Raw genomic sequence first — 25,579 nt, 5'->3', positions numbered from 1 at the left:
AGAATGAAAGAGCCTTTTATAGCAGCGGTACCAGTTTTAAAAAAACTGGAGGATGCCGGGTTTGAAGCTTATTTTGTCGGGGGTTCTGTGAGAGATTTCCTATTAAATAAAGAGATAAACGACGTGGATATTGCTACCTCAGCAACCCCCGAGGAAGTAAAGCAAATATTTTCAAAGACTGTGGATATCGGGATTGAGCATGGAACGGTTTTAGTTCTTTTTCATGATCAATCATATGAAATTACGACATTTCGCAGTGAAGCGGAATATGAGGATTTCCGCAGACCAAAAGAAGTCTCATTTATTAGGAATCTGACTGAGGATTTGCAGCGCAGAGATTTCACCATGAACGCGATAGCTATGGATAAAGACGGAATCCTTATTGACCCCTTTAACGGTCAAAATTCGATTAAGAACCAAATCATTCAAACAGTCGGAAAAGCAGTTGATCGCTTTCAAGAGGATGCTTTAAGAATGATGCGTGCTGTGCGTTTTGTCAGTCAGTTATCATTCAAAATTGAAAAGGAAACGCTAAACGCACTGATTAGCTTGGTACATTTACTCGAGAATATTGCGGTTGAGCGAAAACAAGCTGAGTTCGACAAATTACTTTGTGGTGATGATCGGAAACAGGCATTAGAACTAATACTTCAAACGAATATTTATTCCTATTTACCAGGTTTATCGAACAAAGAAGACAACATTAAATTAATGTTCGAGTACAAGCTTGAAAAATTAAACAGATGTGAAATGTGGTCATTGTTAGTTTACTGTCTGAAAATTGAAAAGAAGGGTATCGAGGAATTTCTCAGAGGCTGGCGAATCCCGTTGAAGGAAATTAGGGAAATTCAGCTTATTCTCCATTACCTATATCAGAGATTCGAAACAAGCTGGTCCTCTTATGATTTATATACTGCTGGCAAAGGGATTTTTGTTTCTGTAGAAGTTCTCTACCTTGTCATAAAAGGTATTGAAGATCAAAATGCCATTCCGCACTATTTACAAGTGTACGAAGGACTGCCAATTAAAAAGCGATCAGAAATGGACGTAACAGGAAATGACTTAATGGGTTGGTTTAACAAAACCGGCGGGCCATGGGTGAAGGAGCTCTTGTTTAAGGTTGAGCAAGCTATTATAGCTGGTAAAATAGTAAATAATAAAAAAATCATAAAGGAGTGGCTGATGGAGTGCAATCACAACTAAGGAAAGACTTGCTTGATGCCTTCACTAATGCCGGAGAATCCTACTTATCAGGGCAGCGGATTGCAGAATTAATTGGCTGCTCTAGGACGGCTGTCTGGAAGCATATTGAAGAGCTCCGTAAAGAAGGTTTTGAATTAGAAGCGGTACGACGCAAAGGATATCGGATTGTGAAAACACCCGAGAAGATAACTGCTGATGAATTAAGACTTGGATTAAAAACAAATTTCATAGGTAAAAACGTATACTATGAGGAAACCGTAGAATCCACTCAAAAAATTGCCCACCGGCTGGCTTATGAAAATGCATCTGAAGGAACAGTTATTATTGCAGAAGAACAGGTAGCCGGACGTGGAAGAATGGATCGCAAATGGCACTCGCCCAAGTATACAGGCGTTTGGATGAGTATTATTCTTCGGCCAAATATCCCGCTGCCAAAGGCTCCACAATTAACCCTTTTAACCGCGGTGGCCATAGTTCAGGCGATTGAGGACCTTACAGGGCTGCTGCCGGAAATAAAATGGCCTAATGACATCCTTATAAGAGGGAAAAAGGTAACGGGAATACTAACCGAACTTGAAGCAGAAGCAGACCGTATTAATTCAATCATTATCGGAATCGGTATGAATGTTAATCAGACAAAAGAAGATTTTCCTATTGAGCTGCAGGAGACAGCCACCTCCCTTTTCATTGAAAAGGGGGATAAAGTATCCCGATCTGACTTAATCAAGGCGATCTTTATGAATCTGGAAAAATTGTATCTCTTATATTTAGAGGAAGGTTTCCTTCCTATAAAGCTTCTATGGGAAGGTTATGCCATAAGTATTGGCAGAAAAATCACAGCCCGTACCTTATCTAATTCTATTACCGGTACCGCACAAGGCATTACAGATGATGGAGTTTTAATAATGGTAGACGACCATGGCAAAACACACCATGTCTACTCCGCGGATATAGAACTATAAAGTTAACGGTTATTGATAAAAAGAATATCTTGCGGTTTTCTGAATTTTTTCTTATAATTCAAATAATGGGCGGTATCCTTGAGAGCTGCACCTGAAACTGCTTTTTACAATTAAAAAGGTTTCTGCCTAGATCCGTAAAACGGACCGGGACAGAGGGATAGAACATGTAAAAGAGTACCAAGATCCTCTGCCTTCAGATGGATCTTTTTATTTGCTCTTTTTTAGCCCCTCTTCCTACTGAAAAGGAGGGAATGTTGATGAAGCAAAGTACAGATTTCTTGAAAATGAAAGAAAGCAAGGAAAAAATCGTCATGCTTACTGCTTATGATTACCCGTCTGCTAAGCAGGCAGAGCAAGCAGGAGTGGATGTAATTTTAGTTGGAGACTCTCTCGGTATGGTGGTACTTGGATACGACTCTACAGTTCCAGTGACGATGGAAGACATGATTCATCATACGAAAGCAGTTAAACGAGGAGCTAAAGACACGTTTATTGTCGTTGATATGCCTTTCTTAACCTATCATTTATCCGTTCGGGATACTTTACTGAACGCCGGCAGATTAATTCAAGAGACAGGTGCTCACGCTGTAAAGCTAGAGGGAGCGGATGAAGTAATTGACCAGATTGCAGCTCTTACAAAGGCTGGTATTCCGGTTTGCGGCCATCTTGGATTAACCCCGCAGTCTGTTGGCGTATTAGGCGGTTATAAAGTTCAAGGAAAAGATGCTAAAGGTGCAATGAAATTGATGCAAGACGCAAAAAAATGTGAGGAAGCGGGGGCATTCGCTATTGTACTAGAATGTGTACCAAAGCAGCTTGCTGAAGAAGTAGCTAAGAATGTAACCATTCCTATTATCGGTATTGGTGCAGGGGTTGATGTAGACGGACAGGTACTCGTCTATCATGATATTTTAGGTTATGGTGTGGAGAGAGTGCCTAAGTTTGTAAAGCAATATTACTCCCTAAATCCATTCATTATTGAATCCATACAAGCCTATGTAAAAGAAGTAAAGTCGGAGCAGTTTCCTGAAGATAAGCACTCCTTTACGATGAAAGAAAGAGAGCTCAGCGGCCTTTACGGAGGAATAAAATGAGAGTCATTACCACGATAAAAGACATGCAAACTGAAATAATAAATCTGAAGGCCCAATCAAAATCAATCGGGTTTGTGCCGACTATGGGATTTTTACATGAGGGTCATTTAACTCTATTAAAAAGAGCGAGAGAAGAAAATGATATTGTTGTTTTGAGTATTTTTGTCAATCCACTGCAATTTGGGCCGACTGAGGATTTTTCAACCTACCCTCGAGATTTTGATAGAGATCAATCATTAGCTGAATGTGAAGGAGTTGACTTCCTTTTTTATCCTTCAGTAGAAGAAATGTATCCGCATTCTTCATCCGTTAGAATAATCGTTCAGGAACGTACAGATGTTTTATGTGGGAAATCTAGACCTGGCCATTTTGATGGTGTGGCTGCTGTTTTAACAAAGCTTTTTAATATTGTGCTGCCAACAAGGGCTTATTTTGGTAAGAAGGACGCCCAGCAAGTTGCTGTTATTGAGGGGTTAATAACGGATTTTAATTTTCCGATTGAGTTAATTCCTGTAGATATTGTCCGTGAAGAAGATGGTCTTGCGAAAAGCTCTCGAAACGTTAATTTATTGCCTAACGAGAGACGTCAAGCTGCCGTTTTATTTAAAAGCTTAGCCGCCGCTAAAGAAACGATTGAGGGAGGGGAACGGAACCCTCGAACGATAAAGAATTTAATCTCAAACATGATTTGTTCAGAAACCAATGGAGAAATTGATTATGTAGAGATCTATTCTTATCCTCAGTTAAAAACATTAGAAAATATAGATGGTACCTGTATCATTGCGATTGCGGTTAAATTTTCAAAGGTTCGGTTAATTGATAATATCATCCTAGAAGTGGGCCAGGAAATTGGAGGAGTAAAATAATGTTTCGGCATATGATGAATGGAAAAATCCACCGTGCAACGGTAACAGAAGCTAATCTTAATTATGTTGGAAGTATTACGATAGATGAAGATTTACTCGATGCTGTTGGTATGGTCGCAAATGAAAAGGTTCAAATTGTTAATAACAATAATGGTGCACGACTTGAAACGTATATCATCCCAGGCGAAAGAGGGAGCGGAGTTATTTGTTTAAATGGTGCAGCTGCTAGGCTTGTGCAAAAAGGTGATATTGTTATTATTATCTCCTATTGCTTGGTAGCTGAAGAAAAAGTCCAAAGCCATCAGCCTAAAGTTGCGATTATGGATGAACAAAATAGAATAAAAGAACTAATATATGCTGAACCAGCCTTAACGATTATGTAAGGTAATCCCCGTTAACCGGGGATTTTTTCTTTTTTTGTGATAATTTTATATACTATATCGTAAGGTTTTCTTTTTCTTTTAGCTTTTTTGTGATACCGTTTTAATGAAGGTTTGAGGTGTTATATAGAATGAACAATAAATTTGTTGTAGTCGATTTAGAAACTACAGGAAATAACCCTAAAAAAGGGGACAAAATAATCCAATTTGCTGCTGTGGTCATTGAAGACGGGAAAATCACAGAAAGCTTCTCATCTTTAGTCAATCCCAAAAGGCCAATCCCAGCTTTTATTGAAGAATTAACAGGCTTAGAGGATAACATGGTAAAAGACGCTCCATTATTTATGGAAATAGCCCCAAAGGTTAACTCGTTATTAGAAGGTGCCTATTTCGTTGCGCATAATGTTTTATTTGACTTGTCCTTTTTACAGGAAGAATTAATTCAAGCAGGATTTGACGGCTTCTATGGATCAGTCTTAGATACCGTTGAAATGGCGAGAATCATATTTCCTACTGCCGATGGCTATAAGTTATCAGACCTTGCAGTTAGAGAGGACCTGCAGCATGATCGCCCTCACCAGGCTGACAGTGATGCCCAAGTTACGGCAGAGCTATTTCTTATTTTGGTAAATCGTTTATCTCAATTACCGGAATTGACGCTCCGTCAGCTATCGCAGCTTTCAGGAGGCCTAAAAAGTGATTTACAGCAATTGATAGATGAAATTATTTTAGAAATAGACCTGGCAAATGTCAGCTGGAACGAATCGATTGAGATATGCAACAATACGCTTGCTTTGAAAAAAACTCAGAGTATTATAACTTCAGCTGCCAGGCAGTATCAGGAGGATTGCCTGTATCCAGCCGGCGAAGACGAAAAAGTGAATATGGTTAAAAATGCTTTTACCAATTTTGAAAAGAGAACAGGTCAATTTCAAATGATGGATGGGGTTTACCATGCTTTCCATTCTGGGAAGCATACTCTCATTGAGGCAGGAACTGGTGTTGGAAAATCTCTAGGTTACCTGCTTCCAGCTGCTTATTTCGCAAAACAAACTAAGCAGCCAATTGTAGTGAGTACCCATACCATTCAGCTTCAAGAGCAAATCATTTATAACGAAATTCCTGTATTAGCAAAGATTCTTCCTTTCGAAACAAAGTGCGTTTTGTTAAAAGGGAGAAATCATTATATTAGCTTAGAGAAATTCGTTCTGTCCTTGTTAGAGGAAAATGACAATTATGATACCACGTTAACCAAAATGCAAATTCTTGTCTGGCTGACGGAAACCAATACCGGTGATCGAGATGAATTAAATCTATCAAGCGGCGGCAATATTTTTTGGAATAAAATTAAAAATGAACAAACCATCTTTTCGATGAATAAACTTTGGCAGGAGAAAGATTTTTATTTACGGGCAAAAAACGAAGCACAGAATGCGGACATCATCATCACCAATCATTCACTGCTATTAAGTAATCTATCAGCTGATACATCCATATTACCTGACTTTGATTATGCTGTTATTGATGAAGGTCATCATTTTGAGAAGGTGGCCAGTCAATATTTTGGCCGCTCTTTAGACTACTTAACTACGCGTTTGCTTTTAAGCCAATTTGGACAATATGAGCAGCGCCTGCTATTTTATGAGCTCGAAATCATCCTGGATTCTTTAAAAACTGCTAGGGATGAGGCAGCTGAGACCGGAAAAATAAATCAACTTGCCGCGGATCTTTCGTACGAAATGGACGAGTTTTTTAAGCTGACTGCCCTTTATGCAAAATCCAATTCTGCAGAAAGAAAAGGCTTAAACCGTGCGAAGGTGCGTTTTTCACATAACGATGGCGGCAAAGGAAGAAATGCGCTAGTCCATAGCGCCGAGCGATTTTCCTTTCTTTTGAAAGATCTGCAAACAGCAATAACTCAGCGTTTAGAGCTGATAAGGAAAAGTAAGGGATCACTAACAAGTAAGCAAAAAGGAAAATTAGAGGAAATTATATCCTTTAGAAATGAACTAGAAGAGCTGAGAATGACCGTTCAAGATTGCTTTATTAAAAAGTCCAATGATGTTAAGTGGATAGAAATAGACTTCCGTTCACAACAGAATGTAACGACCTTCTATGCCCAGCCGGCGTTTGTATCGGCTTCGCTAAGAGAAAGGTTCTTTAACATTAAAAAGGGAGTTGTCTTAACTTCAGCCACCCTGACTGTTAATCATTCATTTGATTATGTGATAAATGAAATTGGGCTTGTCAAAGACAATACTTTGACATTGGCCATACCGTCTCCTTTTGATTATAAAAATCAGGTTCAGCTGTTAATTCCTGAGGATTTGCCAGAAGTAAATGCAACAAGTCTAGAGGACTACGTGATTGCCATTTCCGAGCATATCATTACCATTGCTGAGGCAACAAAAGGAAGAATGTTGATTCTCTTTACGGCTCATGAAATGTTAAAGAAAACCTATGAGCTTATTAAAGAAAGTGGATTCCTCAATGACTTTGCGATGATTGCTCAAGGGATTACAAGCGGCAGCCGATCGAGACTCACAAGGAATTTTCAAAGGTATGATAAAGCCATTTTGCTGGGGACAAGCAGCTTTTGGGAAGGGGTAGATATCCCAGGGGAGGATTTATCCTGTTTGGTGATTGTCAGATTGCCCTTCAGTCCGCCTGACGAACCACTGACAGAAGCCAAGTGTCAAGTAATCAAACAGCAGGGTGGAAATGCCTTTACGGAGTATTCATTACCTGAAGCAATTCTCAGATTTAAACAGGGCTTTGGACGTCTAATCCGTACGGAAAAAGACCGTGGAATTATGATGGTTTTTGATAAAAGGATTACTACTACGAAATATGGTAAGGCCTTTCTAAAATCTATTCCAAATGTACCGATGAAGAAGGGTAATATCGATGAATTGGTTGAAATAATTTACAAATGGTTATAATGAAATTTGGAAAAATTACACATCCTAATAATATGGGAGGTATGTGTATGAAAATGTTATTACTTGCAGCAGCAATCTTTTTTCAGTTAACTTCGATTGGAAGTGCCTCTTCTTTTGAATATGGTAATGTTGAAAAAATCGATTTAAATTTGAAGGATCATGAGATTGCTGTTACGTTTTTGGGATTAGGTGACGGTGAAGCTACCCTCATTCAAGGCTCTAATGGAGAAAATATCTTGGTAAATACGGGTGGAGAAGAAACAAGTGAGGACTTAAGTGAGATTCTCAAAACATACCGTGTAAAAGAAGTTTCAACATTAATCATTACCAGCCGTCAAAATCTTTTTGTTGACCAACTTACTCAAATCATACCAAAATATAATGTAAAGAAATTGATTTCAACTCCTGAGATAACAAACGAACTAAAAAATATGACTGCATCCTTTTCCGAAGTAGAAGTGATTCCATGGAACGAGGGTACAATCCAAGACCTGATCCCTGATTTATCGGCAGAAGTATTATCTGCAGGAAAAGGCGAAAATGAAGGAATCGATTTTACGCTGCAGTTTTTTAAGCACCGCATTTTTTTAATGACTTCCTCTAGTGATCGTGTGGAAGAAAATTTATTAAAGAAACCACTTGATGACGTTACAATTTTCAAAGTACCTAATTGGGCTAAGGAAGATTCGTTATCTGAGAAATTGATTCAATATGTTAATCCGCAAATATCGATTTTGTTTGAGTCAGAGCAGCACCAGCCTGACCCTGATATTATTTATGATTTGCAGGATACATGGTCAGAAGTCTTTTTTACCAAAAAGCATGGGACGATTACAATAAAATTTACTGAAAATAACTATGAAGTATTCACCTTTCCTGTAGAAAAGGAAGACTATAGCTGATATTATTGCTTTAGAGAGATAAAGGAGGAATACTATGGAGTCAAAAATAGAAGTCCTCTCGACTGTAAAGCTTCAGCTTAGTCCGGACTTATACAAAATTGTTGATGCCCTTAACCGAACATTAAAACAACAGGACCTAATGTTCGGCTTGGCACTAGACAAAGAAGATCAAAGTAAAGCTATTTTTACGATTTATCGTACATAAAGATGTAAAGCGGAGGCGACTGTCCAACTTTGACGGATTGAAACGACCGAAAAGTTAGGAGCCATAGCTGGAAGAAGTGGAGTACAATGAAAAAAATAATCTTATTTTTAGTTTTATTAATTGTAATTTGTGTAGGGATTTTTGTAAAAGTATATGCAAATGCCCAGGAGCCTCTAAATACAGCACAAGAAAAAGCTGTATCATTGGCTAACGAAAAGGTCGAGTTTAGTGAGGTGGAGGATTTCCATATCTATCACGGAACAGAAACCGTAAGTGTTCTCGAGGGGAAAAATAAAAAAGGTGAAAATATCATCGTATGGATTCCTGAGAAGAGCAAGAAAGTAATTTGGGATAAACGGAAAAATGGAATCTCAAAAGAAGATGCTGTACAGAGACTATTGGAAGAGAAAAGTCCAAAAAAGATTATTTCAGTTAAATTAGGAATGGAAAATAATATCCCATTATGGGAAATATATTACCGTTCTGAAAATAATTTAATAAATTATTATTATGTTGATTTTAAAACAGGCGAATGGCTAAAAAAAATTGAAAATTTATAGCTTTATTCGAGCAGGAGGAAAAGGAAATGGCAGTTAAATTAGCAAACAGGGTACTAGCATTAACACCGTCAACCACATTAGCGATTACAGCAAAGGCGAAAGAGTTAAAGGATCAAGGGGTGGATGTCATTGGTTTAGGTGCAGGTGAGCCCGATTATAACACTCCACAGCATATTTTAGATGCTGCAACGAGGTCTATGAATGAAGGGCATACAAAGTACACTCCTTCAGCAGGCTTACCGGCATTAAAGAAAGCCATCATCGAAAAATTTGAACGAGACCAAGGTCTTTCCTATAAACTAAATGAAATCATCGTAGGAAACGGTGCGAAACATGTTTTATATACGCTTTTTCAAGTGCTCTTAAATGAAGGTGATGAGGTTATTATTCCGACGCCTTATTGGGTAAGCTACCCTGAACAAGTTAAATTAGCGGGCGGCGTTCCTGTATACGTAGATGGATTAGAGTCACAAGAGTTTAAGATTACACCTGAACAATTAGGTTCGGTCATCTCTGAAAGAACGAGAGCAGTTATTATCAACTCGCCAAGTAATCCTACTGGTGTTATTTATACAGCGGAGGAACTGCAGGAATTAGGTAAATTATGCCTCGAAAAAAATATATTAATTGTTTCAGATGAGATTTATGAAAAGCTTATATATGGTGAAAATAAACATGTATCGATTGCGCAGCTATCACCAGAACTAAAGGAGCAGACCATTGTTATTAATGGAGTTTCGAAATCACACTCTATGACAGGCTGGCGTATTGGCTATGCAGCCGGCAATAGGGAGATCATTGAGGCGATGACAAATCTCGCGAGTCATAGTACCTCTAATCCGACGACAACTGCACAGTATGCCTCTATTGCAGCCTATAATGGCCCTCAGGAGCCAGTAGAAGAAATGCGGCAGGCATTTGAACATCGATTAGAAGTCATTTATAATCAATTAGTTTCGATACCTGGTTTCACATGTGTAAAGCCGCAAGGAGCTTTTTACTTATATCCAAATGTAAAGGAAGCAGCTGAAATAACAGGATATCCGAATGTCGATGCTTTTGTTGAAGCGTTGTTAGTGGAGGCTAAGGTAGCTGTAATTCCAGGCTCCGGGTTCGGCACACCAGATAATATCCGTCTATCCTATGCAACCTCTTTAGATCTGCTAGAAAAAGCTGTAGCAAGAATAAAGGATTTTGTCGAATCAAAACGTCAAGATTAAAAATATTGGATGACCAAAAAAAGTCTGCATCTGCAGGCTTTTTACTTTTCTTATAAAATATGGTTACTCCATTCCTCTTACTCAGAGAGATAGTTCGTGTTATACTAATCAAGAGGTGTCGTAAAGATGAAAACAAATATATTATCATGGCTTCAGGAAGGTAATATAACGGTTCCTGCTGTATTATTTTCTGAGTACCGAAATATGAATCTTAATGAATATGAACTTGTTCTTTTATTAAATATTATTACCTTTATTGAAAAGGGAAATGACTTCCCTACCCCAGAAGAGCTATCCTCTCGAATGACGATTACCGTTTCGGAATGCAATGAAATTCTGCGTAGATTAATCCAAAAAGGGTTTATTGAAATCATAGATGAATACTCATCAGAAGGTATCAGGTTTGAGAAATACTCTGTTCAACCTTTATGGGAACGACTTGTAGAACAATTTTTAATGAAAAATAAACAGTCAAAAGAGGTTACCAAGCAAGCAGACGAAAGCGATCTTTACACGTGTTTTGAGAAGGAATTTGGCCGTCCTCTATCCCCATTTGAATGTGAATCGTTAGCTATGTGGATGGATGATGACCACCATGATCCCATTATCATAAAGGCAGCACTAAGAGAATCGGTCATGTCAGGAAAGTTAAATTTCCGGTATATTGACAGGATTCTTTTTGAATGGAAAAAGAATGGCATAAAAACGATTGAACAGGCTAAAAATCATGGACGAAAGTTTCGCCAAAAGCAAACACCAAATAGACCGGCTCAAGATACTCAAGCCTCTACAACTACTTCTGTGCCTTTTTACAATTGGCTCGAGCAATAAACATACTGAACGAGAGGAAAATTCCTCTCGTTTGTTTCCATTTATATTTAATATATTATTACTCATGGCAGGTGACTTTTTTTGTTAAACAATACACAAATACGTTTTTGTCTAGATAAAATGGACGAAATGTTTCCTGATGCACATTGTGAACTAGTACATTCAAATCCTTTTGAACTGGTCATTGCTGTGGCATTGTCCGCTCAATGTACGGATGTTCTCGTCAATAAGGTGACCAAGGATTTATTTAAAAAATATAAAACACCAGAGGATTACTTACGTGTACCATTAGAGGAATTGCAAAATGATATTCGCTCTATTGGACTCTACAGAAACAAAGCGAAGAATATCCAAAGTTTGTGCAGATTACTTTTGGATGAATACGACGGCGAAGTACCGCGTGATCGTGATGAATTAACGAAACTTGCAGGTGTTGGCAGAAAAACGGCAAATGTGGTTGTATCGGTGGCATTTAATATTCCAGCTATCGCCGTGGATACGCATGTTGAGCGAGTAAGTAAACGCCTAGGAATATGCCGATGGAAGGATTCTGTATTAGAAGTTGAAAAAACATTAATGAAGAAAGTACCCAAGGACGAGTGGTCTGTTACTCATCATCGATTAATTTTCTTTGGCCGCTATCATTGTAAAGCGCAAAACCCACAGTGCCCTAGCTGTCCTTTATTAGAGCTGTGCAGGGAAGGTAAAAAGAGAATGAAGGAGAGGGAAGCAGTCAATGGATAACCAGCTAATTATCCCTTATCTAGAGAAAATAGATATAGAAGCTTCGGAAGAGAATATTTCACTCTTATTAGCTAAATGGGATGGAATAAGATCTGAACTTGAAACTCTTTATCGTAATCGTGATCAAAAATCCACACTACAGTTAATGAAGAAAGGAATCGGGTATTTTATTCAATTTTTATATTGGTCAAATGATAGACAAGTTCAGTCAAAAGAACCGATTCCATTTAATCTATTAGAAATAAAACCGTTTAATCTCGAAGAAAGAATAACCTATATACTTTCAAGGCCTAACTTATTTCATTCTTACCGCCAGCTTTCTGAGTTGTTTACGGAGCAGGAAAAACTGCTTGCTAAGAAAAATATCGTAAAAAAGCGTCTAAGCCAAAAGGGCTAGACGCTTTTTTGTTATCGGAGTATTAACCTCCACCTGGGCTGCTGGTGCCATTACCATTACCATTACCATTACCATTGCCATTACCGTTTCCAGTTTCCGTGGTTCCGGGTTCATTACCATCACCATCACCGTCACCGTCACCGTCACCGCCACCGTCTCCATTACCTTCGCCATTACCATTACCATTTCCGTTGTTGCCATTACCTTCATCTTCTTCATTCTGTTGAGGCAGTGGTATTTCAACTGAAGTTGAAGCAGGGTCACTTCTTTTCCCGTCTATAATGGCTGTGATTGTAATGCTATACGTTGTACCTGGTGTTGGATTCTGAAGTGTAACAACTCTTTCTGAAATAGTTGATGTTTTTGGTGCAGCACCATCAGTAACTGTAAGTTCAAATTGAACATTAGCATTTTCTGGATTGTTGTAATCCCATGTTAGGGTCACAACATTTTTTTCTGCATCATAGGTTGCTTTTGGATTGCTCGGAGCGGCAATCTTGTTGTATTTCTCTGATACCGTTTTTGGTGCATGACCTTTCACGGCATATTCTGTAATAACCTCACTATCCGGAGTAAATTCACTTGCTAATGCTGGCGGTTTAGAACCTTTTTCAATTCTAACCTTTTGCACGCTGTCTGGAACAGGGAAGTCAGGTGTCTTGATGTCCTTTGATACATATTCCATGAGATTCTTAAAGATTAATTGGGCGATTTTTTGATCTGCACCTGCTTGAATAGGCGTTTTAATACTAGAATAACCCGTCCAAACCGCTGCAGTGTAGTTCGTTGTATATCCTGCAAACCATGCATCAGGAACAACCTTGCTGCTCGTTATATTCCATTTTTTCATATCAGCTTCCGTATAATTAGTCGTACCTGTTTTTCCTGCAATTGGAAGCCCTGGAACTTTTGCTGTCGTACCAGTACCTGGAGAAACAAGAACACTCTTTAACATATCTGTAATCATGAAAGCCGTAGAATCCTTCATGACCAGTTTTGATTCTGGTGCAGTGTCAAGGACTGTACCATCTCGAAGTTCGATTTTCTTGACGGCATAAGGTTTCGTATACATTCCATTATTTCCAAAAGCACTATAAGCTCCGGCCATTTGGAGAGGGGAAACTCCTACCGTTTTTCCGCCAAAGCCGCCGATGGCATAAGATTCATAAATTTCCTTTAACGGTATTCCTAAGTTGATAGCAAACTCCTTAGCCTTTTCTAAACCAACCTGCTGAAGCGCTTGAACCGCAGGTGTATTTCTAGAGTATTGTAAGGCAGTCCGCATAGAAATTGGTCCCATATATTTGTCATCCCAGTTACCAAACTCTTGACCAGTAGAATACTTTATCGGTTTATCATCAATTGTTTGATAAGTACCCCAATTTAGGTATTCAATTGCTGGAGCATAATCAAGTACTGGTTTTATGGTTGAACCAGGCTGCCGCTGTGTATCAATTGCATAGTTAAATCCGCGGCTTACCTCTTGGTTTCGCCCGCCACCAATCGCACGGATTTCACCCGTTTTTGTGTCTATGAGAGCGATCCCTGCTTGAAACTCTGCATCGGGATATTTTATGACTTCATCCGTATTAAGAATGGTGTTGACATACAATTGTGCGTTTTTATCGAGTGTGGTATGAATGGTTAATCCATCGGAAAAGATATCGAAGTCTCCTTGATCTTCCACTTCATCGATTACAGCATCGACAAATGAATCATACGGTTTTTCGTCTCTATCTCGTTCCTCTTCTTTAACTAATGTAGCAGTCACCGGAACACTTTTTGCTTCTTCCATTTGTTCTTTGGTAATATAGCCATGCTGTTCCATTAACATTAATACAATATTACGTCTTTTTTCTGCTAAATCGGGATGATCAAAAGGGTTGTAATTATTTGGACTTTGAGGCATCCCAGCGAGCTGTGCAGCTTCTGGAAGGGTAAGTTCATTTAATGGTTTCCCATAGTATATTTTTGCCGCGGTCGCCAGTCCATGACTCCCTTCAGATACATAAACTTTATTCACATACATTTCAAAGATTTGGTGTTTTGTATATTTTTGTTCAAGCTGATAGGCCATCCATGCTTCCTGTACCTTTCGCTTTAAGGTTTTTTCAGGAGTTAAAAATGAATTCTTGATAACCTGCTGTGTAATGGTACTGGCCCCTTCAGAACCAAATCCTTCACGGAAATTGGCTACAACAGCTCCAGCCAAGCGGATAGGGTCTAAACCATGATGTTTATAAAATCGAACATCCTCTACTGCTAAAACAGCATCTTCAAGAAGTTTTGGTATATCCTTATAGTTTACATATTCACGGTTTTCTGAACCAACTTCTGCAATCAGCCCGCCATCTTTATCTAAAACTTTAGAGGAGATGGGGTCTTTTAATAATTTCGGATCAAGTTTAGGAGTATCCTTTACTAAATAAGCAAAAGTTCCAACGCCTGCCAAAATACCAATAATTCCAAGGGCAACAAGGACTAGAAAAATCTTTTTAACCATCCCGCTGGGTTTTTTCTTCGCCTTTTGTTTACCTTTGGACTGCTGTAGTTTTTTACGGCGCTCCTCTCTCGATTCTGCCATGATAAATTTCCTTCCTTTCATACTTCAGCCATTTTCAATAATCTAAAAATGAAAAAGTGTATCTATTATTTTAATATAGTCAATTCTGGGTTGAAATCCAAGAGGAATTAATATTCCTATTTGCTCGATTTCTTCCTTTGTAATGGATTTTCTTCCCCCATTTTTCATTCTATCCCAAAAGGACAACATGTGTTTGGCTTGCAGTAAATATACTTGCTCCTGCTTTGAAAACCGGAGAATAACAAAACAGATACCACCTTGCGAAACCACTTCCTGCATATGATCAATTTGATGCTGATGGAAATTTTTCAATGGAAACGATGTTGAATTTGCCGTTTCTTTTGCCTCAAAATCGATGTATTTACCTTTGTATACCCCGTTATAATCAGTGGTCGATGCTTGTTTGAAATATGCTTCTTTAATAACAGCAGCACTTCTTTTGGGATAATCCACTTGAACAATTTGAACAGGTGTAGGTTTTTTATGAATGACGGCAATTTTTCTCTCTCGGTAATATTCATTCGTTTCGTTCAAATCTTCTTCAAGGGTCATTCCTCTATTACTATAGGAGTGATTACTTTGTTTCTTTACTTTGGATTCTGTTTCAGTTCCTTTTGGAATATACCTTTTTCCGTTTGGATAATTAAAATTCATGATAAGCACCTCTCAAGCTATTACTTATCATATCAAATCTCCGTTGTTATGGGGTGTATAAAATTATCTGGTAAACACACGCTAATAAAAATAATGTACCTTGACTCTCGAGAAAAAGCATGATTCTTTTTTCATAAAAGGCTCTTTGAGCCAGCAAACAAAATTCAAAAGGGCAAAATAACTATTTCCGCGGTAAAATCGGCTTTAAGATTTTAACAACAATCTTTACGAATACAGCCTTCATAAATCATCGATTCTCAAAAACTACCTATTTGAAAGTAGAAGGTGAATATGAATCATCTTACAATACATGAGATTGAGACCATCAGTCAAATTAAAGCTGAAACGGATAACAAGAATCTTGATAATATATCAAGGACGGACGCCTATTTTGCTTATTTCAAAAAAAATTCCGACATTATATGGTCATTCCTTGCCAGCATGGTATCAAGGAATGGCGGATGGAATATGTGTGATTTGGAGGGGCATGTCTTTCGAGAAATATTAGAGCCTAAAACAAAAAAAGATTTATTTCTTACTTTTGAGCGAGCCAATTGGTTGATTTTCCACGACGTATACCCCCAATTACTGGTCTATCAATATTCGACGAAAATTAAGCGTCCCATGTTTCATTTGCTTCCGTATTTCAAATGTTCTGAATTCATCCAAAAAGAGTGGGAGAAGTACTGGAGAGAAGGAGATCGGGAACGGCTTACCACCGCATTGATAATTAATGAGCAAAATGTTATTCATTCACCAGTCATCCAGCATCCCGTATTCAAGGAGAGGGTTTTTAAAACTTGGATCTTTAATATTCAAGATTGGCTGCATTTTAGCTGTGTCCTATTTCCGACATGTGGGGGAGAATTATATGGTGCAAGTGTAAATGGCTTTAAGTCACTTTCAAAACGAATAAATCTCGGAAGGAGGCTGGCAAGAATTTTGACCCACCCTCGTCTATTTCCGTTTTTTTTCGAGTTTGCCGATAAAACACCGCATACTGGGTCGCGTTATGATTACGAGCAATATTTTAAGACAAAAACCAATCGTAAAACACCGATACTACGAGCAGCCTTTCCAATCATTGAGCACAATCATTATGACTACGAGGATTGGAGCAAAAAAAAGGTAATCTCCCCTGCATGGCTGCATTTTCCCGCAAGACATCGCCATCCTATTCACTTAACAGACTGGTACTTTGAGAAATCAAATCAGCTGGATTTAATGCTGGCGCTGCATAAGGCTTCACACCTAAAGAAAATATAAAAAGCAAGGCGAGAGCCTTGCTTTTTATACTCCTTATTCCGCCGGACGATTTGGTCCTTCGAGCTTTTTATCACCATAGCCAACTTTATTTTCTACTTGCGCTGCACCAGATTTTTTGTTTTGTTTCTTTTTGGACATTTATCAACACCTCCAATTTTAGCTTGTTCGATTTTTCATTTTTTCATGCGAAAATGAGGCAGTGTCGAATAGGAAGGGAATAAATGCCAAATTGGCACTTTCTTTGGCGAATCTCTTCTAGTTTTGTCAGAGGGGGAGGAAGCCTTTAAAAGAAAGCGAATAGTACCTAATATATAATCGCGAGGAGGTTCTTAATTTGATGAATTCGTCATTGCCGGAAAAGGAAAAGCTGCTTTCTATGCTGACAGAGATACATGATCAATTAGAAGAATTGGAGATTGTGCTGGAAGCATCTTTCTCGGACCTTCGCATTCAAATGAATAATGAGGAGCTAAATAAATTAACGGCACCTGTACAAAGACTCTCTAAGCTTGAAGAAGAACTAGATAAAATAAATCCAGCATCAAATGAAACAAATGCAGAACAAAACAATTCAGTTACAAAAGCACTAAAACTTGAAATGGGCTTTTGGTTACCGATAGAATATGAATAAGATCAAAATTGAGTAGCTTTATAAAAAGCTGCTTTTTATTTTTTGTATTCGAAAGGAATAATACTCGATGTCAGAAGAGATACTGGATTTAACCAAAAAGCTGTTAAACTATAACCATTTATTTATGAATTATTACGAGGAAGCCCGGGAGAAAGGGACGAGCCATGATTTTCATGAAGTGATTAAGCCATTTGCCGACGAGGTTAAGAAAGCTGCCCAAGAATGGGGTACTTTGATGAAAAACTGGTTAGTAAAAAATCCGCAAAAACATCTCCATCTTAAACAAATCGATACCACTTTAGACCATATTGATCAGTTATCTATACAGGCATTTTTCCCGAAAACAAGCCGTTCTAGATTTCTAAATGCTAATCGGACGGTTGAATATTTTCTCTTAGAAATCGTGAAAGAATTAGAAAAATAAAAAGAGATGCAGGGAATGCATCTCTAATAAGGCTTGTCTAGCTGTAATTTTATTTATTATGAATTTTCGATGAGGGAGTCTTTCTTATAATCGTCAGGAATCACGGCGCCCTGAGCTTCAAGCTCACGTACAAGCAGGAAATATTCTTTAATATTAATCTCGTTATGAATATAAGCCTTTTTAGCAAAATCCATTAATGCGTTTACATCATCAGTGCTGTAATCCCGACTTTGATTAAATTTGCTTTTAAGTGAGCGAATGTCCATATGTAATTCCTCCTTCATCTTTTTTTTATAGTAACATGAAAAAAAAGGATTCCTAGTTTTTAAAATATTTAAACTTTAGACAAATTTCTCTGCATTTTGACATTGAAAACTTGTTGAAAATATGCACCCCTTTCTTCATTGTTACATAGTGTGTAGTAATGAAAATGCGGAGGAGATGTTTGCCCATGTACGGTAGAAATAGATCAAACTATTATATAAATCATGGATACTCGGGGCAAATGAATTACAGGAACCCAGGTTATTATCCACCCAATTTTCAACCAGTTCCTCGTAATCAGCCATATCAGTACCAAGCAGTACAAAGCATGGAATGGTATCCATATCAACAACAGAACCCTTACTTTCAGCAGAACTATCAACCGTCATATCAACCGTTTGATTCGAGCTATCAGTCTGGTGGAAAGCTTACGCAAATGCCCAATACAACGGGGCATTATCCTCCTAAAGATGCACAATTTTTATTTCAAAATCCTCTGCAGCCTAAGGAGCAAATACCGCCAAATCAGTATATGCAGCAAATGAACGGATACAGTGTAATGAACCCATATCCAAAACCAAATGCAATGATAAAACAGCCGGGGGGAATTCAATCTTTAATGAATTCTTTTAAATCACAAGACGGGACAGTCGACGTGAATAAGATGGTGAATACAGCGGGGCAGGTAGTCAGTGCAGTAACCCAAGTATCCTCACTCGTAAAAGGGTTAGGAGGAATATTTAAAGCATAAAACAGTAGAAAGACGGCCAAAAGCCGTCTTTCTTTTTGGGTATTTGTCGAAAAATTTATTGTTTGATTTTTTCGTATCGCTCTTTAGTCCTCTATATTTATTGTTTTGCCTCTAACTTGTGGAATTCGAATGGTTAGTAATCCATCCCGATAGGAAGCCTTAACCAATTTTTCATTAATGGTCATAGGTAAGGGGATGGTCCGCGAGAGTCTTTGTTGTGAAACCCTTTTTTGGAAAAAGTGATTGTTTAGGTCTTCCTTTGATTCCATTTCTTTATTTTCGACGGAAATACTCACATGATTTGGTAAGATATTGAGACGTATTTGTTCCTTTTTAACCCCTGGGAGCTCTGCAGTAATAATATATTCGTCCTCTGTTTCCTGAACCTCAACAGGAAAAGCTCCACTTGGAAACGGACTATTAAAAAATTCATCAATAGATTGTAGAAATCCCTTCACGGGTTTTTCATGAATAAAGTCATTCATCGTTCTAAAAAAATCACGAAACTGCTCAGGTTTATACTTCTTATTGTTATTATTGTCACTTGGAGGCATGGATGACATCATACTTTCCCTCACTTTCCGTATTTTCTCACCATATCATATGCGTTAGGCTGGTGTGTGTGCAGCATCATACGTTTGCGATAAATTATGAACCTTTTATTACAACTTTATTTTTAGTGATAAATGTCACATGAAAAATTTTCTATTATTTATATCATGAGAAAGTAATTTACGAGAAAGTGAGGGAACAAAATGTTCTGTAATCAGTGTGAACAAACTCCTGTTGGAGGCTGTACAGTCGTGGGTGTTTGTGGGAAAGATGAAACCATTTCAAGCTTGCAGGATACCATAATCTACGGATTAAAAGGAATTGCGGCTTATCGGACACATGCTAATCAACTAGGATATACGGATTCATTTGTTGATACAACTACCCAAGAAGCTCTTTATATGACATTAACGAATTCTAATTTCAATGTTCAAGAACATATCGAAATGGCAATGAAGGTGGGGCAGGCAACTGTCCGTGTGATGGAAATGCTTGATGAAGCCCATACAAAGCGTCTTGGCATTCCCGAGCCAATTCGTGTAAGCCAAAACAAAATTGAAGGAAAATCGATTGTGGTTTCGGGTCATAACCTGTTTGCACTCGAGGAATTACTAAAGCAGACTGAAGGAAAAGGCATTAATATTTATACACATTCCGAAATGCTCCCAGCACATGGGTACCCAGCTTTAAAGAAATATCCTCATTTAAAGGGTAATATTGGAAAGGCATGGTATGACCAACGACGTCTTTTTGAAAAGTTTCCTGGTGCCATTTTGGCAACCACCAACTGTGTAATGCCAATCAAAGGTACATACGCAGATAGAATGTTCAGCTATAAAGTGGCCGGTCTTGAAAATGTACAAAAGATCACCAATGATGATTTTTCACCACTAATCGAGAGAGCTCTTGAGCTTCCGGAAGCAGATATACATTCAGACGAAACCTTGCTTACAGGTTTCCATCATGAAACCGTTCTTGGCTTAGCACCAGAAGTTATAGAAGCAGTAAAGGCTGGTAAAATTAAACGGTTCTTTGTCATTGCGGGCTGTGATGCGCCTGGTAAAGGAGGAGAATATTATCGTGAGTTGGCAACTTCTCTTCCGCAGGAAACCGTTATTTTGACAACCTCATGCGGTAAGTTCCGTTTTAACGATGTTGATTATGGTGTGGTTCCTGGAACTAATATTCCTCGTTATATCGATTTAGGGCAGTGTAACAACTCAGGATCTACCGTAAAGATTGCGATGGCATTGGCTGATGCAATTGGATGCGAAATGAATGAACTTCCTGTTAGTATCGTATTATCCTGGTTCGAGCAAAAAGCTGTGGCGATTCTTTTAGGACTATTTAGCTTAGGAATACAGGATATTCGTATCGGACCAAAGCCGCCTGTATTTATCTCAGAAGGTGTCCTGCAGGTTCTCCAGGAAACTTTTAACTTAAAATTAATTGGTACCGCACAAGAAGACATAGCGGATATGCTTTAGTTATCAAAAGCTTAATCAATAGAAAAACCGCAGCTATTTAAACGCTGCGGTTATTTAAATTAAGTTAATTTCTAAAAGCAGGACATCTATATCCAGGAGCATATTTCCATTATCATCTACTTCGATTAGTTCGTCCTTTTTCATTTTTGTCAGCGTTCTGCTGATGGTTTCGCGGGTAGTCCCGATCATACTGGCCAAGTCACGATTGGTAAACTCAGACTTAAGCAGAATCGTTCCATCCTCTAATTCCTTTCCATGCTTTTGCCCAAGACGGATGAGGAGTTTGATTATTTGCTCATATGTATTATTAAGAATTTGTTCTTCGAGCCGGTTTTGCAAATCGACGATTTTTTCACCTAGTACTTTAAATACTTTAATACTTAGTTCAGGATACTCAATGAGAACACCTTCGAATTTTGAAATAGGCACTGCAATCAGTGTTGATGGTTCAAGAACTTCAGCGTATGCAGGGTAACTGCCTTTTCTAAAGAAGCCGACGTGGGGAAACATTTCGCCCTTTTTCATAATCGCGACAATTTGTTCTTTTCCGTGAATATCACTTTTGTATATTTTGATTTTGCCATCATAAATGAAGTAAACATTTTCTAAAGGGTCACCTTGAAGAAAAACATGACTTTGCTTTTTCCATTCCCTTGCAATGGAAATGTTAGCAATCTTCGTTAATTCGTAGTCATCTAATTCCTTAAAAAGCATGAACTCCGAAAGCACTTTCTTAATATCTTCAATTCTCATGCTATACCTCCACAGACGAAATAAAATACCTTATACTATTGTAACAGACACATAAATAATAATTAATAAGCTTTTTTTGCGAACGTTTATTCGCTATAATGGTGGTAACGAGGTGATCCCATGAAATTGAAAAAAAATCTGCAAGAAATTCTTGCCGATTTAAAAATAAATGATAGTTTTAAAGAAAATATTGTTACCTGGAAAACACTTGAGGCCAAAGAAGCCCAAACGGTGTCTCTTCCAGATAACCTTCATACGGCATTAAGAGATTCACTGACTAGTAAGGGAGTTGAAAAGCTGTATACACACCAAAAAACCGCATACAAAAGTATTATGGCCGGTAATAGTATAGTAGCCGTTACGCCTACTGCTTCTGGAAAAACACTTTGCTATAACCTGCCCGTTTTACAAAGTATTTTATCGAACCCGAACGCAAGGGCACTTTATATGTTTCCTACAAAAGCGCTGGCACAGGACCAGAAGAGTGAAATAAATGAAATCATTCAGGCGGCGGGAATTGATATTAATAGTTACACCTATGACGGCGATACGCCAGCAAACATTCGTCAAAAGGTCCGGAAAGCTGGACATGTTGTCATAACCAATCCAGATATGCTCCATTCGGCCATCCTGCCTCATCATACAAAATGGGTTTCACTCTTTGAAAATCTCAAATTTGTCGTGATTGATGAGCTTCATACGTATCGAGGAGTCTTTGGAAGCCATGTGGCCAATGTAATTCGCAGACTAAAAAGAATCTGTCGTTACTATGGAAGCAACCCGGTATTTATTTGTACTTCTGCCACGATAGCCAACCCGCTTGAGCTTGCTGAAAACCTCACAGAAGAGAAGATGGTCCTGATTGATAATAATGGTGCTCCAAGTGGAAACAAACACTTTCTTTTTTATAATCCGCCAATCGTTAATAAGCCCTTAAATATAAGAAGAAGTGCAACACTTGAGGTTCGGAAGATCGCAGGTGAATTGTTAAAAAATAAAATTCAAACTATTGTCTTTGCCAGAAGCAGAGTTCGAGTAGAGATCATTTTAACCTATCTGCAAGAGTTGGTTAAAAATCAATTAGGTCCTAAATCAATCATGGGGTATCGAGGAGGGTATTTGCCAACTGAACGAAGAAAAATTGAAAAAGGCCTGCGTTCCGGAGATATTTATGGAGTAGTCAGTACCAATGCACTCGAGTTGGGAGTGGATATTGGCCAGCTGCAGGTATGTATTATGACTGGGTATCCTGGAACGATATCCAGCGCATGGCAGCAGGCAGGGAGAGCAGGAAGAAGGCATGGGGAAGCGCTTGTTATTATGGTTGCGAGTTCTAGTCCGCTCGATCAATACATTATCCAGAACCCTGAATACTTTTTTAATAAAAGTCCAGAGACAGCAAGGATTAATCCTGATAACCTGATTATTTTAATTGATCATATGAAATGTGCGGCTTTCGAACTGCCTTTTAAAGCTGGTGAGCAGTTTGGAAACGTTGGAACAGAGGATTTGCTAGAATATCTGACTGAGGAGCGGATTCTGTACCAGAACGGAGATAAATGGTATTGGATGAATGATTCTTTCCCTGCACATAATATTAGTTTGCGCTCTGCATCCCAGGAAAATGTTATTATTGTGGACCAGTCAGATGTCGCAAATGCAAGAGTAATCGGTGAAATGGACCGCTTTTCAGCTATGACACTGCTTCATGATGAAGCCATTTATCTCCATCAAGGAACCCAATTTCAGGTGGAAAAGCTGGATTGGGAAGAAAAAAAGGCATTTGTCAGGGAAGTGGATGTTGATTATTTCACAGATGCCAATTTAGCCGTTCAACTGAAGGTATTGGAAGAGGACAAGCTGAATCAGTTGGAGTATGCAGAGGTTGGCTATGGAGATGTAAGCGTCCGGGCAATGGCGACCATCTTTAAAAAAATCAAATTCGAGACACATGAAAATATCGGTTCTGGACCAATCCATCTCCCTGAAGAGGAGCTCCACACGAGTGCAGCATGGATTTCGTTAAATAAGTCGTTCGCAGAAATGGGACAGGAGAGATTAGAGCAGGGGCTTGTTGGAACGGCACATGCCTTAAATCATATTGCACCATTGTTTGTCATGGCAGATCCACAAGATATCCATGTGATTCCACAAGTTAAAGCGGATCATAACGAAAAACCGACTATCTTCTTCTATGACCGTTATCCTGGCGGCATTGGTTTAAGCGAGAAAATTCATTCCGGAATGTCAGCGGTATTTGCGGAAACGAAAAAAATGATTGATAACTGTAAATGTCAAACGGGGTGTCCATCATGTATTGGAACCGACGCAGCAGGTGAGACCGCAAAAAGGGATACATTAAAAATAATCGAAGCTTTTTTAAACCCTTCCAATTAAAACGAGGAAGTGCTGAAATGTCATTGAAAAATAAATTAAATCGTCTAAAACCGCATATTACCGGAGGAGCAGCAGAAAAAAGCACTACTCCTCCTTCTGAATCTGCAAGGATCGAGATACCATTCCTTCCTAAATGGGAAAGTGAAAATGTGTCCCCTTATTTTTTGGATCAGGATTACTGTCTCATTCGTGAAGTAAAATATCCGTTGTCACAAAAGCATGGTCATTATCACTTTCATGATTTTCTTACAGCTGTTGATATTTGGAATAAGCAGCCTATTAGCCATCCATTATCAGCCGAAGGGCATTCTGCAGAAGAATTATTCTTTTTTGATACAGAAACAACAGGACTTGGCGGTGGAGTAGGAAATACGATTTTTTTACTTGGTTATGCGAGTGTAATCGGTGAAAATCTTGTTTTAAGGCAGCATATACTCCCACATCCAGGTGCGGAAGTCCCGTTATATCAAAGCTTTTTAGAGAATGTAAACTATAAAACTTTAGTCACTTATAATGGAAAATCCTTTGATTGGCCGCAAGTGAAAACCAGGCACACCTTGGTAAGGGATCATGTACCTAAGCTTCCTGCTTTTGGCCATTTTGATTTATTTCATGCAGCAAAAAGACTTTGGAAGCATAAATTAGATCGTTTAAAGTTAGCGGTAGTCGAAAAAGACGTCTTAGGGATAGAACGGCATGATGATATCCCAGGTTACTTAGCTCCGATGATTTATTTTGATTTCATTGACAGTAAACAGCCTGATGGAATGCTTGGAATCATAAAGCACAATGAAATCGATATATTATCGCTTGTTACTTTATATACCCATCTAACCTTTCAACTCTGTGGAATAGACAACAACCAAACACGGAAGGAATCATTTGAAGTCGGACGCTGGTATGCTGCTTTGGGGGAAAAGGACGAAGCTGCTAAGGTATTAACGAAGCTTGTAGAAGGCAGTGACTTTACATCTTTACAAGCTAAGCTGGCATTAGCCTATCAATCTAAAAAAGAACAAAACTGGGAAATTAGTTTACCATTATTTATTGAAGTGGCGGACGCCGAAAATTCCACGGTGAGTATTGAAGCATGCATTGAAGCTTCTAAAATATATGAGCATAAAATTAAAGATTATAAGCTTGCCTTGGATTATTGCCTAAAGGCTTTGGAAATAGTGGAGAATAACAATACTCCAATGCAAAAAGTTCTGCAGCAGCTTGAAACAAGGCTACTCCGTTTAGAGGGGAAATTCGCTAAATTTCCCAGGTAAAACCAACATTCGTGAACTCTCGATTATTTGTAACAAAAATTTCACATTTAATAACTGAAATATTCGATTTACCATATTGTTTCTTATAGTTGAAACATGTAAAATATTAAACTGTGAGTAAAAAACGACTATAAAACAATAATGGAGTAGATACTATGTATAAAGCAATCTTGTATTTATTTTTTGTTGTCGTTTGTTTGACTGCAGTACTTTTTTCAAGCTTAAAAGATAACTTATAT

At 38.3% G+C, this 25,579-nt stretch carries 25 protein-coding genes; 20 read left to right on the top strand and 5 right to left on the bottom strand.

What is annotated here, in order from left to right:
- Positions 1-3 precede the first annotated feature (3 nt).
- The 13 genes from ACIQAA_RS01305 (at position 4) to ACIQAA_RS01245 (ending at position 12,306) form a co-directional block, all read left to right on the top strand.
- Positions 4-1,203: a CCA tRNA nucleotidyltransferase gene (locus ACIQAA_RS01305; RefSeq protein WP_402613940.1), complete on the top strand. Its 1,200-nt coding sequence runs from the start codon at positions 4-6 to the stop codon at positions 1,201-1,203.
- The gene (locus ACIQAA_RS01300) at positions 1,188-2,165 is read left to right on the top strand and encodes a biotin--[acetyl-CoA-carboxylase] ligase (protein ID WP_402613937.1); all 978 of its coding nucleotides are present in this window, start codon (positions 1,188-1,190) and stop codon (positions 2,163-2,165) included. Before ACIQAA_RS01305 ends, ACIQAA_RS01300 begins: the two co-directional genes overlap by 16 nt.
- A 257-nt stretch (positions 2,166-2,422) precedes the next feature.
- Entirely contained in the window at positions 2,423-3,259 is an 837-nt protein-coding gene (gene panB, locus ACIQAA_RS01295; RefSeq protein WP_402613934.1) for a 3-methyl-2-oxobutanoate hydroxymethyltransferase, read from the top strand.
- Positions 3,256-4,125, top strand: a complete 870-nt coding sequence (panC, locus tag ACIQAA_RS01290) for a pantoate--beta-alanine ligase (RefSeq protein ID WP_402613931.1) — start codon at positions 3,256-3,258, stop codon at positions 4,123-4,125. Before panB ends, panC begins: the two co-directional genes overlap by 4 nt.
- Positions 4,125-4,508: an aspartate 1-decarboxylase gene (panD, locus tag ACIQAA_RS01285; RefSeq protein ID WP_402613928.1), complete on the top strand. Its 384-nt coding sequence runs from the start codon at positions 4,125-4,127 to the stop codon at positions 4,506-4,508. Before panC ends, panD begins: the two co-directional genes overlap by 1 nt.
- 128 nt (positions 4,509-4,636) lie before the next feature.
- The gene (dinG, locus tag ACIQAA_RS01280; RefSeq protein ID WP_402613925.1) at positions 4,637-7,447 is read left to right on the top strand and encodes an ATP-dependent DNA helicase DinG; all 2,811 of its coding nucleotides are present in this window, start codon (positions 4,637-4,639) and stop codon (positions 7,445-7,447) included.
- A gap of 47 nt (positions 7,448-7,494) precedes the next feature.
- Complete coding sequence (locus tag ACIQAA_RS01275; RefSeq protein ID WP_402613922.1) at positions 7,495-8,349, top strand: ComEC/Rec2 family competence protein; 855 nt, start codon at positions 7,495-7,497, stop codon at positions 8,347-8,349.
- Positions 8,350-8,383: 34 nt separating this feature from the next.
- Positions 8,384-8,554 (top strand): YpmA family protein, encoded by a 171-nt coding sequence (locus tag ACIQAA_RS01270; RefSeq protein WP_402613919.1) that lies wholly within the window; start codon positions 8,384-8,386, stop codon positions 8,552-8,554.
- Between the two features lie 86 nt (positions 8,555-8,640).
- On the top strand, positions 8,641-9,114 hold the full coding sequence (locus tag ACIQAA_RS01265) for a cell wall elongation regulator TseB-like domain-containing protein (RefSeq protein WP_402613916.1): 474 nt from the start codon (positions 8,641-8,643) through the stop codon (positions 9,112-9,114).
- Positions 9,115-9,140: 26 nt separating this feature from the next.
- Positions 9,141-10,334 (top strand): pyridoxal phosphate-dependent aminotransferase, encoded by a 1,194-nt coding sequence (locus tag ACIQAA_RS01260; RefSeq protein ID WP_402613913.1) that lies wholly within the window; start codon positions 9,141-9,143, stop codon positions 10,332-10,334.
- Positions 10,335-10,460: 126 nt separating this feature from the next.
- Positions 10,461-11,165, top strand: a complete 705-nt coding sequence (locus tag ACIQAA_RS01255; protein ID WP_402613912.1) for a DnaD domain-containing protein — start codon at positions 10,461-10,463, stop codon at positions 11,163-11,165.
- Between the two features lie 81 nt (positions 11,166-11,246).
- Positions 11,247-11,909, top strand: a complete 663-nt coding sequence (gene nth, locus ACIQAA_RS01250) for an endonuclease III (RefSeq protein WP_402613909.1) — start codon at positions 11,247-11,249, stop codon at positions 11,907-11,909.
- A complete protein-coding gene (locus ACIQAA_RS01245) occupies positions 11,902-12,306 on the top strand; it encodes a YpoC family protein (RefSeq protein WP_402613906.1) in 405 nt (134 codons plus the stop codon). The genes nth and ACIQAA_RS01245 overlap by 8 nt, the downstream gene beginning before the upstream one ends.
- A 22-nt stretch (positions 12,307-12,328) precedes the next feature.
- Here ACIQAA_RS01245 and ACIQAA_RS01240 read toward each other — a convergent pair whose 3' ends face one another.
- Positions 12,329-14,890, bottom strand: a complete 2,562-nt coding sequence (locus ACIQAA_RS01240) for a PBP1A family penicillin-binding protein (protein WP_402613903.1) — start codon at positions 14,888-14,890, stop codon at positions 12,329-12,331.
- A 42-nt stretch (positions 14,891-14,932) separates the two neighbouring features.
- Positions 14,933-15,544 (bottom strand): Holliday junction resolvase RecU, encoded by a 612-nt coding sequence (gene recU / locus ACIQAA_RS01235; protein ID WP_402613900.1) that lies wholly within the window; start codon positions 15,542-15,544, stop codon positions 14,933-14,935.
- 291 nt (positions 15,545-15,835) lie between these two features.
- Between recU and ACIQAA_RS01230 the strand changes: the two genes are divergently transcribed.
- The 3 genes from ACIQAA_RS01230 to ACIQAA_RS01220 all read left to right on the top strand — a co-directional run bounded on the left by ACIQAA_RS01230 (position 15,836) and on the right by ACIQAA_RS01220 (position 17,865).
- Positions 15,836-16,810: a DUF2515 family protein gene (locus ACIQAA_RS01230; protein WP_402613898.1), complete on the top strand. Its 975-nt coding sequence runs from the start codon at positions 15,836-15,838 to the stop codon at positions 16,808-16,810.
- Positions 16,811-17,144: 334 nt separating this feature from the next.
- Positions 17,145-17,441 (top strand): hypothetical protein, encoded by a 297-nt coding sequence (locus ACIQAA_RS01225; protein WP_402613895.1) that lies wholly within the window; start codon positions 17,145-17,147, stop codon positions 17,439-17,441.
- 67 nt (positions 17,442-17,508) lie between these two features.
- Positions 17,509-17,865: a DUF1798 family protein gene (locus ACIQAA_RS01220; RefSeq protein WP_402613893.1), complete on the top strand. Its 357-nt coding sequence runs from the start codon at positions 17,509-17,511 to the stop codon at positions 17,863-17,865.
- 56 nt (positions 17,866-17,921) lie between these two features.
- On the opposite strand, the gene yppF is transcribed toward ACIQAA_RS01220, so the two are convergent.
- Positions 17,922-18,131, bottom strand: a complete 210-nt coding sequence (yppF, locus tag ACIQAA_RS01215) for a YppF family protein (RefSeq protein WP_402613890.1) — start codon at positions 18,129-18,131, stop codon at positions 17,922-17,924.
- 185 nt (positions 18,132-18,316) lie between these two features.
- Between yppF and ACIQAA_RS01210 the strand changes: the two genes are divergently transcribed.
- Complete coding sequence (locus ACIQAA_RS01210) at positions 18,317-18,880, top strand: YppG family protein (RefSeq protein WP_402613887.1); 564 nt, start codon at positions 18,317-18,319, stop codon at positions 18,878-18,880.
- 83 nt (positions 18,881-18,963) lie between these two features.
- On the opposite strand, the gene ACIQAA_RS01205 is transcribed toward ACIQAA_RS01210, so the two are convergent.
- Positions 18,964-19,446 carry an Hsp20/alpha crystallin family protein gene (locus tag ACIQAA_RS01205; RefSeq protein WP_402613885.1) on the bottom strand — a complete coding sequence of 161 codons (483 nt, stop codon included), beginning with the start codon at positions 19,444-19,446 and terminating at the stop codon, positions 18,964-18,966.
- Between the two features lie 189 nt (positions 19,447-19,635).
- Between ACIQAA_RS01205 and hcp the strand changes: the two genes are divergently transcribed.
- Positions 19,636-20,919: a hydroxylamine reductase gene (gene hcp, locus ACIQAA_RS01200; protein ID WP_402613882.1), complete on the top strand. Its 1,284-nt coding sequence runs from the start codon at positions 19,636-19,638 to the stop codon at positions 20,917-20,919.
- 54 nt (positions 20,920-20,973) lie between these two features.
- Here hcp and ACIQAA_RS01195 read toward each other — a convergent pair whose 3' ends face one another.
- A complete protein-coding gene (locus ACIQAA_RS01195) occupies positions 20,974-21,672 on the bottom strand; it encodes a Crp/Fnr family transcriptional regulator (protein WP_402613879.1) in 699 nt (232 codons plus the stop codon).
- A gap of 120 nt (positions 21,673-21,792) precedes the next feature.
- On the opposite strand from ACIQAA_RS01195, the gene ACIQAA_RS01190 reads away from it, so the two are divergent.
- Together ACIQAA_RS01190 and ACIQAA_RS01185 are read left to right on the top strand one after the other, a co-directional pair.
- On the top strand, positions 21,793-24,069 hold the full coding sequence (locus tag ACIQAA_RS01190; protein WP_402613876.1) for a DEAD/DEAH box helicase: 2,277 nt from the start codon (positions 21,793-21,795) through the stop codon (positions 24,067-24,069).
- A gap of 17 nt (positions 24,070-24,086) precedes the next feature.
- Positions 24,087-25,340: a ribonuclease H-like domain-containing protein gene (locus tag ACIQAA_RS01185; RefSeq protein WP_402613874.1), complete on the top strand. Its 1,254-nt coding sequence runs from the start codon at positions 24,087-24,089 to the stop codon at positions 25,338-25,340.
- Positions 25,341-25,579 lie beyond the last annotated feature (239 nt).

Source organism: Neobacillus sp. NPDC093182 (assembly GCF_044754045.1).
Note: the sequence above shows the minus strand (reverse complement) of the source record. Positions and strands in the feature narration are given on the sequence as shown.